Genomic DNA, 15,140 nt, shown 5'->3' with positions numbered 1-15,140 from the left:
GAGCGTTCATGGTCCCACGGTAAGCGGATGTCAAATTCTAGTGACGCAACGATATTTATTTCCGCGTTGCAACGCTTGGAGGTTCACGGTGGGCACACGCGCATTTCGTTGGTTTCCGTACCTTGGATACCGTCACGCCATCGACGATACGCTTGTACCGGGCGACACCGGCTCCACTCTCTGTCGCGAACCCGTTGTCATTCCACGCACTCCACAACCGACCTACCCGAACTGGTGCTGGCCAACGTGCACGAAGTGCGACTCATCATGGCGCGAACGTGAAGGCATTCCAATGTTTTCTTTTGGCGCCGCAGCTGTGAAGCGGCCTAGTCTCTCACGGAATACCTCTGTTCGGGCAAGCGGGGTACGGTCACGACCGGTTCCGGCAAATCGGGTCTGTCCGAGACCGACGGAGCCTGGCTCCGATCAGGTCCAATAGCCGTCGGGACAACGAATGCGAACCCAGCGTGGCACCTGCTGCGGTTCAGGTCCGGACAGTGCGCCACCGGAAACAATTGTATGTCGAGCGCATCAAAACCCTTAGCTTACGTCTGGGTGCATACCCCATCGTTGGGCGCGACGCTGCGGCCACGGCGAACTGCGCTACGAAGACTGCGGGGTGTGCTCTACACCCCTCTTATCACCGCTGGGACGGTGCCCAGCAGCTGTGCCGTGCGTGCACGGCAACGACTAACCCAGACCCCTGACCCGCACAGCTGACGGGGGGTCGTCACACGTTGGTGGGGGTCAGGGGTTGAGACTGGCAGGCTTCATTGATCGAGTAGTTGGTATTCCAGCCGAGGCTCACCGGCTGTGATCGCGGGGAGCGTAGGTCTTCCAGGTCCCGCCCGCGTCGGTCCAGACCCCGGCGACGTGTTTGGTGTGGAAGCCCGAACACATCGGCGACCACCGGTGCCGGTGCCTGAAGGACGAGCTGACGTAGCGCGGAGACCTAGGTGGCCTGGACAGGGACGCCGAGCGCGTGGATCAGTGGCAGCAGCGTTCTCGGGTGGAGCGGCTGGCCTGCTCGCTGCCCTGGGAGCAGCCATCTGCTGTCGGAGTTGGTGCACGGTGGCGTCCAGCACTCGGCGCAGCGTGCGGGTGCGGTAGTCCGAGGACATCGAGGTGTACAGCGACGTCGTACTCGCATGATCATGACCGGCCTGCTCCTGGACAAACCGAGCGTCCAAACCATCTTCGATCTGCCGCGTGCGCGCGCGACAGGAGGCGCGTCGAGAACTTCGGCTTGGGCGACGGATACGGCGGCGCGGTGGTCGGTCGTTGTGGCGAGGTCGTCCGGGACACCACATCACTACGACGGCGGAGCACAATCCGCGATCGGCCGACTACAGTGAGTGAATGTCTCCATTGCAGCGAGTCAAGAACAAGGCAGCCGGGTTCGCGGCCGTCGTCGGGCTCGTGGTCGCAGTCGCCGTCGCGAGTGCCTCCACCGCTTCCGCGACCGGAACTGCCAGCGCGCCGGCGGGCTACGGCGGACCGGTGACCACGTGCACGGGCACTTTTGTGTATAGCGCACCCCTGATCAGCGCCGGGGGCGCCTTTGCTGGTTCTTACGTGGAGGTTCTCTACACCAGCGCCAACAACGGCACGTTGTGCGCGAAGACTTTCGACAACCTTGAGGGCAGCCACCACATGGAGATCGTTCTCCGCCGCACCACCTGGCAGACCAGCTGGTCCGACTCCGGCACGTTCACCACCTTCGCCGGCGGCATCCAACACTTCGGGACCGGGGTCTGCGTCACCGTCTTCAGCCGGGTGACGGTGAACGGCGTGAACTACGAGGACAGGATCGGCCTGTCTCCCGGTTACGCGGGCGACATCTGCTGGATGCCCTGACCCTGCGCGACCGAGCTGCCGTGCGCCAGCGGAACACGTCTCGGTGGACTACGCGCTCACCGGGATCCCCAATCTGATCCCAGAGTGATCCCGACGGAAGTGGCTTCACCCGGTGTCGATCACGCCTGGCACGGTCAGCCAGCGCACAGGACCAGCAGCACGGTCCATGCGTCGGGCCTCGTCGGCGACGGCACAACCCGCTGTATCCGTATTCCTGGTCGGGGTTCACCGACCAGGATCGCTGGGGGCGTAGGTCTTCCAGGCGCCGCCCGCGTCGGTCCAGACTCGGGTGACGTGCTTGTTGTGAAAGCCGAGCGCGTCGGCGATGACGGGTGCCGGTGCCTGGAGGACGAGTTGGCGCAGGGCTGCCACTCGGGTTGCCTGGGCGGGAACGCCGAGTTGGCGAATGAGCGGTAGCAGCGTTCGGGCATGGAGCGGTTGACCTGCTCGCGTGCCGGGGAACAGCCAACGGCTGCCGGAGTCGTTGGGGTTGTGGTGGTGGCCCGCGAGGTGCAGGAGAAGATCGCCGACTGGTTCGGGGACTGGGGACGGCGGCTCGCCGAGGCGGACGAGGACCTGGTCGCCGTCGCATAGGACGTCGTCTGTAGTCAGTCGAACGATGCGACTGGCGGGTTGGGCGTAGAGCAGCATCAGGCAGGCGGCGACGCGAGGGCGTGCGGGCAGTTGGTCGTCGGTCAGAAGGCGGCGGAGCAGCGCCAGGCGCCGGGTTTGGGAGATGGGTTGTCCGGCGCGGACGTGCAAGATCGGTAAGGCCAGCTTGGGCATGTGGCGGGTGTTGATCGCCCAGGTCAGGAACTGGCGGAGGTTGCGTTTGTGGTGTTCGGCGGCTTGAGCGTGCCAGGTGTCGATGTCGGTTTGGGTGCAGTCGGTCAGGGGCCGGTCCCGCCCGTCGAGCCAGCTCAGGAACCGCTCGGCCTGAGTGAACTGCTCGCCGGTTGACCGGCGCGCGGCGTCGGTCAGTGGACGGGTCTGGGCTCGCCTGCGCAGGCGGGGAATCTGGTGCCAGAGTCCGAATTGCCGAAGCAGTTGCTGATGCGGGTTGTCGGCCAAGGCAGCGAGCCGGTGGTGGAGCCATGTCTGGGTGTGCAGGACCTGCTTGTCGACTACGGACAAGACGCCGCAGTCCATGAGCAGGTCGCGCAGGTGCGCGACAGTGCGCCAGTTCGGCAGTTCCTGCAACGCCTCGTGGGTCAGCGCGACCCGGCCGGTCGCCAGGTCGCCCAGCAGTTGTCGGACTTGCTGGCTGCGCAACCAGCTCAGCCCGTTCTTCGGCCTGGGCGTGGCCACGATCGCGTCGAGCAACGGGACCAGTGGCAGGTGGACCCGGCCGGTGCCGTCGTCGAGGGCTTGATGGAGCTGGTCGGCCAGGGTGCAGCGGGTGCAGAGTCTCCTGCGGTGCAGCTTGCCCTCGGTGCCGCACCGGGAGCAGGCGTAGGACCGACGGAAACCCGCGCAGTCGGCGCAAACCGGAACGTCGTCATCACCGAGGCCAGGCAATGCGCGGTTCTGGCCGCAGCACGGGCACTGGCCCCGCACTCCCAGGGCGCGGTCGTGGCAGGTGCGGCAGACATGCCCATCGGGCCAGTGCGCCGCGAAGTGGCCATGTCGCCCGCAGCGGGCGCAATCCCGTTTGAACCAGCGTTCATACTGCTCGGCGGTGGCGTAGGGACGGTCGCTCATGCTTCGGGGCGGATTCTGGCGCGTTTGGGACGGATCGTGGTGGCCAGATCGACCACTTTCGCCTCGCCGCCGGCGGTCTTGCGGGGCGCGGTGTTCTCTGCCTTGGTGGCGATCAGCTCGGCCGGGCTGCAGTCGAAGATGTCGCAGAGAGCGGCCAGCACCGGCAGCGACAGCCGTTCGGGGGTCTGGGTGACCAGCCGCCAGACCTGCACCGAGGACAGCGTGACGCCGCGGTCGTGCAGGTGGGGTTCCAGGTCGGTCGCGGCGAACATCCCGGCCGCAGCCATGACCTCGCGCAGCCGCCACTTATAGCTGGTCTGACGCTTCATCGGGTCCTCCCGGTCGGCTTCAGCGCGGCCTGCACAGTGGCGTCAAGCACGCGGCGCAGGGTGCGGCGACGGTAGTCCGAGGACACGCAGGTGTAGAGCGAGGTCGTGCTCGCGTGTTCATGGCCTGCCTGCTCCTGGACGAATCGGGCGTCCAGCCCGTCCTCGATCTGGTGGGTGATGTGGCTGCGGCGCAGCGAGTGGAAGTCCAGCGCGGGGTCCAGGCCGAGTTCGTCGCGGTAGGCGGCCAGCCGGGTGTTGATCGAGCTGAGCCCGATGCGGGGACCTCGTTCCGAGGGCCAGCACGCCGGTGAGTCGGTGGTGGCGAACAGCGGCCGGAACTCCTCGATCCACTCCTGCAAAATCTCCGCCGACCAGTCCCAGACGGCCACCACACTGCGCCGCTTGGGCGGGGAACCCTTCTTGGCCTTGCCGTGCCGGACGTAGAGCACCCCGTACTCGCCGAACTCGGGTCCGTCCGGGTTGCGTCCGAAGTCTACGGTGTCGAGCATCCTGATCTCGTTGCGGCGCAAGCCGAACGCGTAGGCGGTCTTCAACAGGGCGGCGTCGCGGAACGCCGGCAGCCATCCCTTGCGGCCGGCCTTGCGAATCCGGTCCACCTGATCATCGGCATGATCGAACAACGCGATCAACTCTTTGCGGGTGAAGGCCCGCTTGCTCGCGTCCGCTTCGGCATCGGCGACGTGCACGGCGGTGTTCCACTCGTGGACCACCTGGATCGGGTGGGTGCCGAACCGCTGCTCGCACTCGGTCGACCACTGGTAGGCCGGGTCGATCAGGTAGGCGCAGAACGAGCCGATCGCCTCCTGGTAGTTGCGCAGCGTCGAGCGTTTCAGGTTGCGCACGGCCCGCAGATCGCCCAGCCACTCGTCGACCTGGTGCGCGGTCCAGTGCCACGGAAAGGTGTCCGCGTGCAGGGCGAACGCCCGTACGACCTTCTCCCTGCCGTTGATCGTCGAGAACGCCAGGTTCCGCGCCAACTGCTGGTTGCGCCACCCGTCCAGCATCGCGCCGAACACCTGTTCCTCGGGCCGCAGCAGCGACAGCCCGCCGACCAGGTGCAGCCCTGCCGCTCCCGGAGCCAACCCGTCCTGACCCACTCGCCACCACCCTCGGTCACCTACATCTGACGAAGGGATCTTTCATCAGATGTAATGCGGTTGGCAAATCGACAGGTCAGTGCCCTGCGGCGGAACTCCTGCCGCCTGCCAGTACGCTCGACACCACCCCGGACCAGGTCGATCACATGAGGCTGCTACCAGCATCAACGGTCGCTCAACCCGGTCGTTGTGCCATCTGATCTGTGTTGTGCATCCGATGAAATTGCGGCCACTCGGAACATCGGAACGGTGGACGGCGCTAAGCCTTGAACGGGCTGGTCATCGCGCTGCCACTGCCCACTGCCGGATTGATGTGAAGCGCTTTCCGCAGATACCGGATGACTATCTGCGATAGCGTCATCGGCGAACTGGGTCGACCCCCGCCGTACCGGTTGAGAGGTGTCAGTTCGCTGACCCGGCATACGTCACGGGGGTGTCAGTGGTTCGGTGCTGTGATTGCGGTCTTTGGGTGTCGGTAGTGACGTGTCGGCGCTGACGTTCGGGACGGCGCGGGTTCGGGTCTGTTGTGCGGATTTGGTGGTCCTACAGGCCGAAGGCTCCGCCATCGATGAGGATGAGCAGGCCGATGCCTATCAGGACGGCCGGCAGCAGGACGTGTCCCCAGCGCGACAGTGCCTTGGCGACGGCGGGGCGGGTGGCGAAGTACCGCCCGGCCGCGACCCACACCGCGACCAGGAGCAGGAACACGGTCACGTGGACGGCCATGCCGCCGATGCCTGCGGTGGCGAAGACGGGCACGTAGACGCCGATGTTGTCGCCGCCGTTGGCGAGGGTGACCGCGGCGACCTCCATGACCTTCGGTCCGCTGTTCCCGGTGGACTGCTCCTCGTCGGTGTCGTTGCGGTGCTGCCATGTCCGGACTGCGGCTTTGACGCCGAGCGCGAGTGGCAGGAGGCCGAGGTAAGGCACGGCGCCGGCCGGCAGGAAGGTGGCGCCGAACGCGGCGGCTGCGGCGACGGCAAGGATGGCGGCGAAGCCGAGGTACTGGCCTGTGGTGATGTTGCGTGTCGCTCTGCGGTGCCCGGCTCCCTGGGCGAAGAACAGGGCCAGGATCAGGATGTCGTCGATGTTGGTGACGGCGAACAGGCCGGCCGCCTGGGCGATGAGACCCGGGTTCACGATCGTGCCGCCCCTCCGGCGGTGTGCCGGGTGGCGAACTCGGCTGCGGCTTGGGCGACGGCCTCGGGGTGGCGTTGGCGGCATTCGTGGTCGGCCAGGGCGCGGTAGATGCTGGCCGGGCTGGGGTTGCGGCCCTTGTGCTTGCCGGTGGGAATGATCAGGTCGGGGCGGATGTCCTCGACGGACTCGCCGCGGGCGCGGCGGCGCAGCACGGTGTGCAGCATGTCCTCGGTGATCACCGGCGGGCGTCCGCCGTGGTTTCCCTTGCGGGCGGCGGTGTTGAGGCCTTCGAGGGTGGCCTCACGGATGTTCTCGCGTTCGATCTCGGCCATCGCGGCGAAGAACGCGAACAGCATCCGTCCGCTGCCCGACGGGTCGTAGATGCCGGTCAGGGGTCCGGCGAGCATCTCCAGGGCGATGCCGTGGGCGGTGAGGTGGTCGGCCAGCGCGGTGAGTTCGGCGCAGTCGCGCCCGAGGCGTTTCATCTCGTGGACGGTGAGGATGACCCGGCAGTGCGGGGCGTGGGCCTTGATCCGCCGGCAGGTGTCGAAGGCCTTCTCGAACTCCGGGCGGACGCGGACGCGGGTGGAGACCTTCTCGGCGAAGACCTTGTCGGCTGGGATGCCGTGCGCGGCCAGGGCGTCGAGCTGGGTGCGCAGCTCCTGGGTGAGGTGCGAGCAGCAGGCGTAGCCGATGCGGATGTCGGCGGCCGGCCGGTCGTCGGGAATCGGCGCCGGGGGCGGCGTGCCCGGCCGCCACGGCTGCCCCGGTGAGCGGTCGGCGGGGACGGGCACGCGCAGCAGCTTGGCCAGTCGGGGCACCTTGGTGAACCGGCCGGTGTGGTAGGTGGTGGCGACCGCGCCGGAGCGGGACCGGCACGGCGAACCCGGCTGGACCGCGCAGCGCGGGCACGAGTGACGCTCGATCTCGTCGGCGTCGGACGCGACGGTGGGTCCCGAATTGCTGCTCACCTCGGAATCCTCTCACAAACATTTCTCACAACCAGGTCCAGGCACGGTTTGAGCGAGACGGGTTGTGCGAGGAAAACCGGCCCGCGTGGGCCGTCGCGGAGGTGCCAACGGCGGCCTTCTCGAAATGAATCGTTTCGAGAGGACGTCGACCGACGGCTGCGGCTGGTGTGGCGGAGTTCGAGGCAAGGTGGCGGGGCGGTGATCAAGAAGCCCTTCTTTTCCCCGCAACTGCCTGCGATCCACCACATAGGGAGGCCCGACCCGGGTCATATCGACTGAGGTCCCCGCAGCCCCAGGCACTTGTCGCTCATCTGCTGTCCGGACGACGGCGCGGGCCGGGCGGGAGCACGTTCCGGAGGTCAGCGGCGTTGGGCGACGCCGAGCAGGTAGTCGCCGCCGATGCGGGTGCGCCACCGGTCGCCGACGTCGAGCCCGTGACGGGGCAGCTCGGCGAGGAACTCACCGGCGGTGAACCGGTCTTCGGTGGGGTGGTCGAACAGCAGGCGGTAGGAGCGGCGGGCGAGCGCGGTCGCGGTGACCTCGTCGAAGTAGAACCGGCCGCCCGGCTTGAGCACGCGGGCGACCTCGGCGAGCGCGTCGCGCCAGTTGGGGATGTGGTGGACGATCGCGAAGTCGAACACCGCGTCGTAGGTGCCGTCACCGCCGCCGTCGAACGGGGCGAACGCGGTGCGCAGGTCGGTCGCGCTGCCTTGGGTCAGGCGCACGCGGTCGCCGTAGGGCGCCAGGCGGCGCCGGGCGCGCGGGAGCATCGCGGGGTCGAGGTCGACGGCGTGCACGGTCGCGGCGCCGAACCGGTCGAGGACCAGCCGGGTTCCCCCACCAGGGCCGCAACCGATCTCGGCGACCCTCGCGCCGGGCGTGCGTCCACCGAGGGTGGCGAGCACGTGCGCCTCGTAGCGCTGCAACCAGCGTCGGGGCGGCGAGTTGACTAGCATCGTTTCCGCCCGGTTCATCAGCATGAGCCGTCTACCTTTCATCGTCCATCGGCGCTATCATCGGCTTGTGACGATGAATAGCACGGACGGGTGCACGACGTCGAGCCCGAGCGGATCGGGCCTGGACTCGGCGGTCGCCCTGTTCCACAGCCTGTCCGACGCGACACGGCTCGCGATCGTGCGGCGACTGGCCGGCGGTGAGGCGCGCGTCGCCGACCTGGTCGCCGAGCTGGGCCTCGCGCAGTCGACGGTGTCGGCGCACGTGGCGTGCCTGCGTGACTGCGCGCTCGTGGTCGGCCGTCCGCAGGGGCGCCAGGTGTTCTACTCGCTAGCCCGTCCCGAGCTGCTCGACCTGCTCGCCGCCGCCGAGACGCTGCTCGCCGCGACCGGGCAGGCCGTCGCCCTGTGCCCCAACTACGGCACCGACAGCACCTCACCCCAGACCGTCAAGAAGTTCTCGTGAGCACCCCCGACACCCCGGCCGTTCCCGACGTGCGCGGCGTCGCAGCACGTAAAGCGGTGCTGTGGGAGAAGGTCACCATCGGCTACAACGTCGCCGAGGGCATCATCGCCATCACCGCGGGCCTGATCGCCGGCTCGGTGGCGCTGGTCGGGTTCGGCTTCGACTCGTGGATCGAGGTCGCCGCCGCCACGGTGGTGCTGGTCCGCCTGCGCGCCGAGATCCGCGGCGGTGAGGTCGACGAGGCCAAGGAACGCCGCGCGCTGCGATTCGTCGCGGTGACGTTCTTCGTGCTCGCGGCCTACGTCCTGTTCGAGGGGATTCGCGACCTCATCGAGGGTGCCGAGCCGAACACCTCGGTCGTGGGCATCGTGCTCACCGGTGTGTCCATCGTGATCATGCCGTGGTTGGCGAGCGTCAAGCGCAAGGCGGGTGAGGCGATGAACTCGCGCCTGGTCATCGCCGACGCGGCCGAGACCAAGCTGTGCGCGTGGCTGTCGGTCTCCACCTTCGTCGGACTGCTCGCCTACGCCCTGGTGGGCTGGACCTGGATCGACCCCGTCGCCGGGTTCGTCATCGCCGCCTTCGCGATCAAGGAAGGCCGCGAAGCGTGGGAAGGCGAACTGGTCTGTGACGACGATGACGACGACTGAACCACCCGCCCGGCCCGCCGCACGCACTCGGGCGCTCGTGGCGGTTGTGGCGTTGCTGGTCGCAGCGCTCGACCTGGCGGTCAAGGCATGGGCCGAGACCACGCTGCCGGGCAACCCGATCGACCTCGGACCGCTCGACCTGCGACTCACGTTCAACTCGGGCGTGGCGTTCAGCCTCGGTGACAGCCTGCCTGCCACCGTGGTCGTCGCCGTCACCGGCGCAATCGTGGTGGGCATCATGGTCTACGCCTGGCGCAGCGCCACGAGTCTCGACGTCCTGACCGGCATCGGACTCGGCGCGGTCCTGGGCGGAGCGATGGCAAACCTGCTCGACCGTGCCAGCGACGGCGCGGTGACCGACTACCTGCACACCGGGTGGTTCGCCACCTTCAACCTCGCCGACACGGGCATCACCCTCGGCGCCGCCCTGCTCATCCTCGCCGCACTGCGCAACGAACGGCGGGCGGAGACCGCCACAACGACCTGATCTCCACGCAATCCGCCAGCGACGTGGAAGGGCCCGGTGCGGCCCCCCGGTCCCCAGGGGTGATCCGAGGGAACAAGCAGCGATTGCCACTGACAAACTCGTGACGCCCCGGCACTGACACTCAGGTGAAGCCTCGCACCGCGATCCGGCGGACGCGCAAGCGCCCGTGGTCCACCAGGACTGGACGGACCGTCGATGTTCACCTCGATCGCGCCGAAGAAGTTGATGTTCTCGCTGTACGCTCGGGAGGTGTGCGCCAGCACTTTGTTCTCGACACGGCACCCGGACCGGCGGAGCGATTCCACTGCCAGGCCGTAGTACTCGGTGGTCCAGGTGATCACCGCGTCGGTCACCGGGGTCAGGCACCACGCCTGTTCGGTCCGCTGCTCCAGGTGCCGGGCCCACACCACACGTTCGTGCGCGTGGAGCAGGTCCCGTTTCGGGCGTGCAGCGACCCGCTCTTGTTGAACTGCCAGGGGATCCGGCGCCGATACGACGGGTCGGCCAGGTAGTGGGCGGCGTAGACCGTGTGCTGCAACGCTCCCGGCCGACATCCACGCGTCGGGTTGGCCTCCACCAAGCGACGCGACTCACCGGCACGCGATGCTTCACCCATTCAGGGCAACGGACCCGCACTGGGTTAGTGCGGGTCCGTTGTGTCGTGCGTATCAGGGTTGCTCGACCTTCTCCACGGTGAAGAGGTCGTCGAACTGCATCGGTGCGAGGGCGGTCAGCGCGCCACCGATGAACGCCGGTCCCGGTTGGAGTTCACCGGCGACGACTCGTGCGACGGTGCTTCGGTTGACCTCCATGGCCTTGGCCAGCCGGTAGTCGGAGGTGTAGCCCGCCAGCCGTATCGCCTTGCCGAACGCCTCAGCGCGGAGTCGTATCGTGCGGGCCATCACCCTGGCCCGTCACACGAGGTGCAGGTTCGACCCGGCCTGCTTGTCGAGCGGTTCCTGGCCGGCGGCTTGGGCCGCCAGGATCGCTGCGGCCCTGGCTTCTTCAGCCGCCTCGTCGGCCAGCCCCATCGCCTCGGCCGCAGTGCGAGCGGCGGTCTGGGCACGTTCCGCGGCTCCTGCGGCACGGGTGGCGGCCTGCTCCGCCGTGCTGGCCTGCTCGCCGGCGCCGGCTGCGCTCGCGGCCTGGGCCATCTTCCGCGCCAGGGCTGCGGCGGTGAGCGCCTGCGCCCCGGCGTGGTAGGCGTCTCCCACGACCTGCTCGGCGGCGTCGACGTGTGCCATGTCGCCGAGAGCCGCCGCGGCCTGGTCGCGCAGGGTCCGCACGTGGGACCCGCTCAGGATGATCTCGACACTGTCCCCGATCGCGAGGAACGCCTGGGTGTCCAGGCTGCCGCGCAGGTCGATCGGCACCCCTTCGTCCAGCGTCATCCCCATGCTCGTGACGATCTGCCTTCCCGTCTCGTTCACGACGTCCCCACCTGTCCGTTGTTGTACACCTTCACCGACACCTTGAGTTCCTCTCCTGGTTGTTCACCGGTCACCGGGGCACCTTCCGGTGACCGCATCCGCCCGACGGCCCGCACCCAGCGGACCGATTCGAGCCGGAAGTCGTTGTGTAGCAACACATCTCCAATGCCGGGCAGGTGCCCGGCGCCCCAGATCATGACCACGGGTCCGTCGTGCACGGCCCGCAGTGCGTGGGTCATCGCGTGCACGTTGCGCCACTGCACGACCGCGCGTCGCGTCATGGGGCGCATCAGCAGCCGGCCCCTGGGGGCTATGTGCACCAGCAGCAGCCGGACGACGTGCCGCAGCACGCGGCGTTGCCTGTCGGTCAGCGGCGGGGCGTAGTCGATGCCCATCCGCACGCCGGGAACCGCGAGCCGGGGCATCGAGCGACCGGACATGCGCGCGAGGTCGACCTCGTTCACGTCGACGTTGTGCCATCCGTCGACCGCGAGTCCGTGCTGGGTTCCCAGTTCGGCGACCTCGGCGGCCCACCGCAGGACGAACCGGTGCGACCGCCTCGCCGCGTCCAGTCGAGCCCACTCGTCGTCGGTCATCGGCGGCAGCGGGTCCTCCCGCACCACCCGCTCGTAGTGCACGGTCGCGCCGGGATGGGAGGCCACGACGCGCCTGACCGTGTCGAAGTAATCCGGCTCGCCGACGTGGCTCATGCCGATCAGCACGATCCGGTGATCCGGCCCGCGGGTCCAGGTCTGCACGGCGGTGTGCAACTCGCCCCGCACCACCCTGGTGACGCGGCGGTGCGCACGGCGGAACGTCACGAGTCGTCCTCCTCGGGGTCGTCGGCGGGCCACAGCGAGGGCCAGCACAGGGAGCACCAGGGCCAGCCCGGGTCGGGCCGGTCGGTGGGCACGGACACCGCGCCGCACACGGCGACCCAGAAGGTCAGGCCGTCGTGGCTGACGGTGCGGGTGTCGTCGTCGAGCCGGTGGATGAGGTGGCGGAAGATCCCGGCGGCGGTGTCGTGGTCGGCGCCGTCGTCGGTGACCGCGTCGGTCTCCTCGGCCACGGCGGTCACCCCGCGTCCTCGACCAGGTCGGCCGGCTTCCCGCCGGTCGCCAGCTCGGTCACGTCGGAGGTCGACAGCATCAGCGACTGCCCCGTCCGGTCGACCAGCACGGGGAACGTGCAGGACTTCCAGCAGCCCTCGTAGGGCAGGACCGTGCCTCGACGGCCGTCGCGCATCAGCACGCGCGTGCCGGGCCTGGGCCGCCCGTTCGTGCCCCTGTCGTGCTCGTTCCACCAGCGTGACGGGTATACGCCCGGTCCCGGCCGGGCGCTCACGACCGCCTCGTCCCGATTGTCCCGGCCGGTGGTGCCGGGAGTCGGTCGTGGAAGGCGGCCCGCGCCGCTGCGGTCAGACAGCGGGCGCGGGCCGCCGGGGACGCGACGGTCGACGTCGGCGGGAGGCCGGGCAGAGCCCGGGGCGTGGGTGCCTCCCCGCGGACCGTCGCGAAGCCTGGGACGCACCTGTTCGCGGGTTCGGTCATGGGCGCGTCCTCTCTGGTGCGCGGTGGCCGGGTCCGGTCGGGGCCAGGACAACCCGGCCACCGCGAGCGTGAGATCCTGTGGCGTACGCAACAGGGCTGAGCGCAGTTAACCATGTACGTACAGGTTTCTACGGTAATCAAACGGGTGATCTGACGCTTGTAAGCATGTACGTACAGTGGTGATGCACGTACATGCTTAATCGATCAGCAGGAGGAGATCGCGTGGCAGCGAAGGTGACGAAGACCAACGACGACGCGATCGCCCAGCGCCGTCAGGTCGGCGCGGCGATGAGGTCCTACCGCAAGGAAGCGGGCATGGACCGCGAGGTTACAGCCGCCGTGATCGGCCTCGCCGGACCGACGTTGACCCGCAAGGAAAGCGGTGACGTCCAGTTCTCCCGTGCGCAGATCGAGAAGCTGGCCGAGGCGTACGGCGTGCCCGACAACGAGGTGGCCATGCTGATCGAGCTGGCCAGGGAAGGCCGTGCGCGGACGCGGTCCCGCAGCGGAGAGTTCCCGATGTTCGTGCCGCTGAAGGACCGGGCGTTCCTGGAACTGGAGCAGCGTGATGCCATCGAGATCATGACGGTGACGCTGCTGGTCATCCCGGTCTACTTCCAGACCGAGGCGTACATGCGGACGCTGTGGAAGCGCAACGGCGAGTTGACCTCGGAGCAGCGGATCAACGAACTGGTGCGGCTGCGCAAGACCCGACAGCGGGTCGTGACCAAGCCCGCCGCGCCCAAGATCCGTGCAGTCGTGCACGAGGCGGCGCTCCGACTGCCGGTCGGCGGCCCAGAGGTGATGCGCGAGCAACTGTCGGCGCTGGCCCGGGCGTGCGAGCTGCCCAATGTCGAGATCCAGGTCCAGGCGACCGAGGCCGGAGCGTTCCCCGGCATCGAGACGACGTTCACCCTGCTCCGGTTCGGCGACGGTGCGGCCAAGGACGTTGCGCAGGTCGCGGGCTACGACGAGCCTTTCTACCGCGACCGGGAACCCGGTACGCAGGTCTACCGGGACGCATGGGACCGCCGTCGTGTGGCGGCGCTGGACCTGCAGGAGTCCAAAGACCGGATACTGGAAGCCGCAGCAGACTTCGGGCTCAGCCGGGCCTGATGACGAGCAACCAACGTGGGTAGGACATGAACGCACCCCTGACGTGGCGTAAGAGCAGCTTCTCCAACGGAACCGGCAACGGCGGCGCGTGCGTCGAGCTGGCGCCGCTGTCCGACGGCGGCGTCGCCATGCGCAACTCGACCCTGGGCGAGGCCAGTCCGGTCGTCCACTACACCCAGGCCGAGCTGCGCGCGTTCGTCCTCGGCGTCAAGGCCGGGGAGTTCGACGACCTGATCTGAGGATGATGCACCCGGTGGACATGCACTAGCCGCCGGACGCAGGCGGATGACCAGCGTCCCCGCCCTGAACTAGTGGTGGGGGACGCTGCCGCGCTCACGAACAGCTTGGTGCGCGGTTCAGGGCAGCACCCGGAGGATCGGTCACCGCCTACACATCGGCAGTGCGGAGGTGGCGGTGGCGCCTGAAGGCGCGGGCGTTCCTGGAGATGGAGTGCAACGACGTCGTCGAGGTCATGGCCGTGGCAGTCGATCTGGTGCCGGCGTACTTCCAGACCGAGGCGTACATGCGCGAGCTGTGGCGACGCAACGGCGAACTGCTGTCGCGCACTCGCGTCGAGGAGCTGGTGGGTCTGCGCAAAGCGCGGCAGAAGATCGTCACCAGGGACGACCCGCCGATGATCCGGGCGATCGTGCACGAGTTCGCGCTGCGCCTGCCCGTAGGCGGCCCGGCGGTGATGCACGAACAGCTCCTGCACCTGGCCGGTCTGTGCGAGCTGCCCAACGTCGAGATCCAGGTGCAACCCATCGCCGCCGGCGCCTACCCGTCGATGGGCTCCTCGTTCAACCTGCTGCGGTTCGCCAACGGGATCTCCGGCGACGTGGTCCAGGTACTCAACGTCGAGTCGTTCTACCGCGATCGGGCCTCGACGGAGCCGTATCGAGTCGCATGGGATCGTCGGAGGGTCGCAGCGCTGGACTTGCAGGAGTCTCTGGCGCTGATACTGGAGGCAGCGGACCACTTCGCGTCCGTAACCGGCCGGTAACCCCCAACTAGGCGAAGTGAGCGATGAACACGAATACGACGTCCCTGACATGGCGCAAGTCCTCGTTCAGCACGGGCGAAGGCAACGGCGGCGAGTGCGTCGAGCTGGCCCCGTTGCCCGACGGCGGTGTGGCCGTCCGCAACAGCACCCTCGGCGAGGCCAGCCCCGTCCTCCACTACACCAAGGCCGAACTGCGCGCGTTCGTGCTGGGCGCCAAGGCCGGCGAGTTCGACGACCTGATCTGACGTCGACCAACCCACAGCAGGCATGACCCGGCGCTTGGCAACGCCGGATACGACGGCACCCCGCCCAGGACTGGTGGGCGGGGTGCCGTCGCATGTGCGCACCACTCGGTACGCGATTCGGGAC

Annotated in this window: 20 protein-coding genes and 1 pseudogene; 9 read left to right on the top strand and 12 right to left on the bottom strand. The window is 68.3% G+C overall.

What is annotated here, in order from left to right; genetic code table 11:
- The first annotated feature begins 40 nt into the window (after window positions 1-40).
- Entirely contained in the window at window positions 41-439 is a 399-nt protein-coding gene (locus EDD40_RS12925) for an HC3 family zinc finger protein (protein WP_342777763.1), read from the top strand.
- A 920-nt stretch (window positions 440-1,359) separates the two neighbouring features.
- The gene (locus tag EDD40_RS12915) at window positions 1,360-1,857 is read left to right on the top strand and encodes a hypothetical protein (protein ID WP_123743118.1); all 498 of its coding nucleotides are present in this window, start codon (window positions 1,360-1,362) and stop codon (window positions 1,855-1,857) included.
- A 225-nt stretch (window positions 1,858-2,082) separates the two neighbouring features.
- On the opposite strand, the gene EDD40_RS12910 is transcribed toward EDD40_RS12915, so the two are convergent.
- The 6 genes from EDD40_RS12910 to EDD40_RS12885 all read right to left on the bottom strand — a co-directional run bounded on the left by EDD40_RS12910 (window position 2,083) and on the right by EDD40_RS12885 (window position 8,072).
- The gene (locus tag EDD40_RS12910; protein WP_123743117.1) at window positions 2,083-3,558 is read right to left on the bottom strand and encodes a hypothetical protein; all 1,476 of its coding nucleotides are present in this window, start codon (window positions 3,556-3,558) and stop codon (window positions 2,083-2,085) included.
- A complete protein-coding gene (locus EDD40_RS12905) occupies window positions 3,555-3,887 on the bottom strand; it encodes a helix-turn-helix domain-containing protein (RefSeq protein ID WP_123743116.1) in 333 nt (110 codons plus the stop codon). The genes EDD40_RS12910 and EDD40_RS12905 overlap by 4 nt, the downstream gene beginning before the upstream one ends.
- Window positions 3,884-5,005 (bottom strand): tyrosine-type recombinase/integrase, encoded by a 1,122-nt coding sequence (locus EDD40_RS12900; RefSeq protein WP_123743115.1) that lies wholly within the window; start codon window positions 5,003-5,005, stop codon window positions 3,884-3,886. The genes EDD40_RS12905 and EDD40_RS12900 overlap by 4 nt, the downstream gene beginning before the upstream one ends.
- 543 nt (window positions 5,006-5,548) lie before the next feature.
- A complete protein-coding gene (locus EDD40_RS12895) occupies window positions 5,549-6,145 on the bottom strand; it encodes a cadmium resistance transporter (RefSeq protein ID WP_123743114.1) in 597 nt (198 codons plus the stop codon).
- A complete protein-coding gene (locus EDD40_RS12890; protein ID WP_123743113.1) occupies window positions 6,142-7,116 on the bottom strand; it encodes a recombinase family protein in 975 nt (324 codons plus the stop codon). The genes EDD40_RS12895 and EDD40_RS12890 overlap by 4 nt, the downstream gene beginning before the upstream one ends.
- 359 nt (window positions 7,117-7,475) lie before the next feature.
- Complete coding sequence (locus EDD40_RS12885) at window positions 7,476-8,072, bottom strand: class I SAM-dependent methyltransferase (protein ID WP_246037629.1); 597 nt, start codon at window positions 8,070-8,072, stop codon at window positions 7,476-7,478.
- Between the two features lie 73 nt (window positions 8,073-8,145).
- On the opposite strand from EDD40_RS12885, the gene EDD40_RS12880 reads away from it, so the two are divergent.
- From EDD40_RS12880 to lspA, 3 genes are read left to right on the top strand one after another with little or no spacing between them, the layout of a single operon-like run.
- Window positions 8,146-8,535: an ArsR/SmtB family transcription factor gene (locus tag EDD40_RS12880; protein ID WP_425471341.1), complete on the top strand. Its 390-nt coding sequence runs from the start codon at window positions 8,146-8,148 to the stop codon at window positions 8,533-8,535.
- Window positions 8,532-9,185, top strand: a complete 654-nt coding sequence (locus EDD40_RS12875) for a cation diffusion facilitator family transporter (RefSeq protein WP_123743110.1) — start codon at window positions 8,532-8,534, stop codon at window positions 9,183-9,185. The genes EDD40_RS12880 and EDD40_RS12875 overlap by 4 nt, the downstream gene beginning before the upstream one ends.
- Window positions 9,186-9,222: 37 nt before the next feature.
- The gene (lspA, locus tag EDD40_RS12870; protein ID WP_246038316.1) at window positions 9,223-9,672 is read left to right on the top strand and encodes a signal peptidase II; all 450 of its coding nucleotides are present in this window, start codon (window positions 9,223-9,225) and stop codon (window positions 9,670-9,672) included.
- A 272-nt stretch (window positions 9,673-9,944) separates the two neighbouring features.
- Here the strand turns inward: lspA and EDD40_RS43500 are convergent.
- From EDD40_RS43500 to EDD40_RS41665, 6 genes and pseudogenes are all read right to left on the bottom strand, one after another.
- Window positions 9,945-10,226 (bottom strand): annotated as a pseudogene (locus tag EDD40_RS43500) (hypothetical protein); the annotation flags it as partial.
- Window positions 10,227-10,340: 114 nt separating this feature from the next.
- Window positions 10,341-10,574, bottom strand: a complete 234-nt coding sequence (locus EDD40_RS12860; protein WP_123743107.1) for a transcriptional regulator — start codon at window positions 10,572-10,574, stop codon at window positions 10,341-10,343.
- A 12-nt stretch (window positions 10,575-10,586) separates the two neighbouring features.
- Window positions 10,587-11,102, bottom strand: coding sequence for a hypothetical protein (locus EDD40_RS12855; RefSeq protein ID WP_123743106.1), 516 nt, complete (start codon window positions 11,100-11,102; stop codon window positions 10,587-10,589).
- Window positions 11,099-11,923: a hypothetical protein gene (locus EDD40_RS12850; RefSeq protein WP_123743105.1), complete on the bottom strand. Its 825-nt coding sequence runs from the start codon at window positions 11,921-11,923 to the stop codon at window positions 11,099-11,101. Before EDD40_RS12850 ends, EDD40_RS12855 begins: the two co-directional genes overlap by 4 nt.
- Window positions 11,920-12,180 (bottom strand): hypothetical protein, encoded by a 261-nt coding sequence (locus EDD40_RS12845; protein WP_123743104.1) that lies wholly within the window; start codon window positions 12,178-12,180, stop codon window positions 11,920-11,922. Before EDD40_RS12845 ends, EDD40_RS12850 begins: the two co-directional genes overlap by 4 nt.
- The gene (locus EDD40_RS41665; protein WP_170185054.1) at window positions 12,177-12,347 is read right to left on the bottom strand and encodes a hypothetical protein; all 171 of its coding nucleotides are present in this window, start codon (window positions 12,345-12,347) and stop codon (window positions 12,177-12,179) included. The genes EDD40_RS12845 and EDD40_RS41665 overlap by 4 nt, the downstream gene beginning before the upstream one ends.
- Window positions 12,348-12,874: 527 nt before the next feature.
- Between EDD40_RS41665 and EDD40_RS12840 the strand changes: the two genes are divergently transcribed.
- The 4 genes from EDD40_RS12840 (at window position 12,875) to EDD40_RS12825 (ending at window position 15,016) form a co-directional block, all read left to right on the top strand.
- Entirely contained in the window at window positions 12,875-13,768 is an 894-nt protein-coding gene (locus tag EDD40_RS12840) for a helix-turn-helix domain-containing protein (RefSeq protein ID WP_170185053.1), read from the top strand.
- Between the two features lie 26 nt (window positions 13,769-13,794).
- The gene (locus EDD40_RS12835) at window positions 13,795-14,007 is read left to right on the top strand and encodes a DUF397 domain-containing protein (RefSeq protein ID WP_123743102.1); all 213 of its coding nucleotides are present in this window, start codon (window positions 13,795-13,797) and stop codon (window positions 14,005-14,007) included.
- A gap of 206 nt (window positions 14,008-14,213) precedes the next feature.
- Complete coding sequence (locus EDD40_RS12830) at window positions 14,214-14,771, top strand: DUF5753 domain-containing protein (protein WP_148088775.1); 558 nt, start codon at window positions 14,214-14,216, stop codon at window positions 14,769-14,771.
- Window positions 14,772-14,794: 23 nt separating this feature from the next.
- Window positions 14,795-15,016, top strand: coding sequence for a DUF397 domain-containing protein (locus tag EDD40_RS12825; RefSeq protein ID WP_123743100.1), 222 nt, complete (start codon window positions 14,795-14,797; stop codon window positions 15,014-15,016).
- The last annotated feature ends 124 nt before the right edge of the window (window positions 15,017-15,140 follow it).

The sequence above is a fragment of the Saccharothrix texasensis genome, assembly GCF_003752005.1.
Lineage (GTDB): Bacteria > Actinomycetota > Actinomycetes > Mycobacteriales > Pseudonocardiaceae > Actinosynnema > Actinosynnema texasense.
The sequence above is the reverse complement of the archived record's forward strand: the minus strand, read 5'-3'. Positions and strand labels throughout refer to the sequence as shown.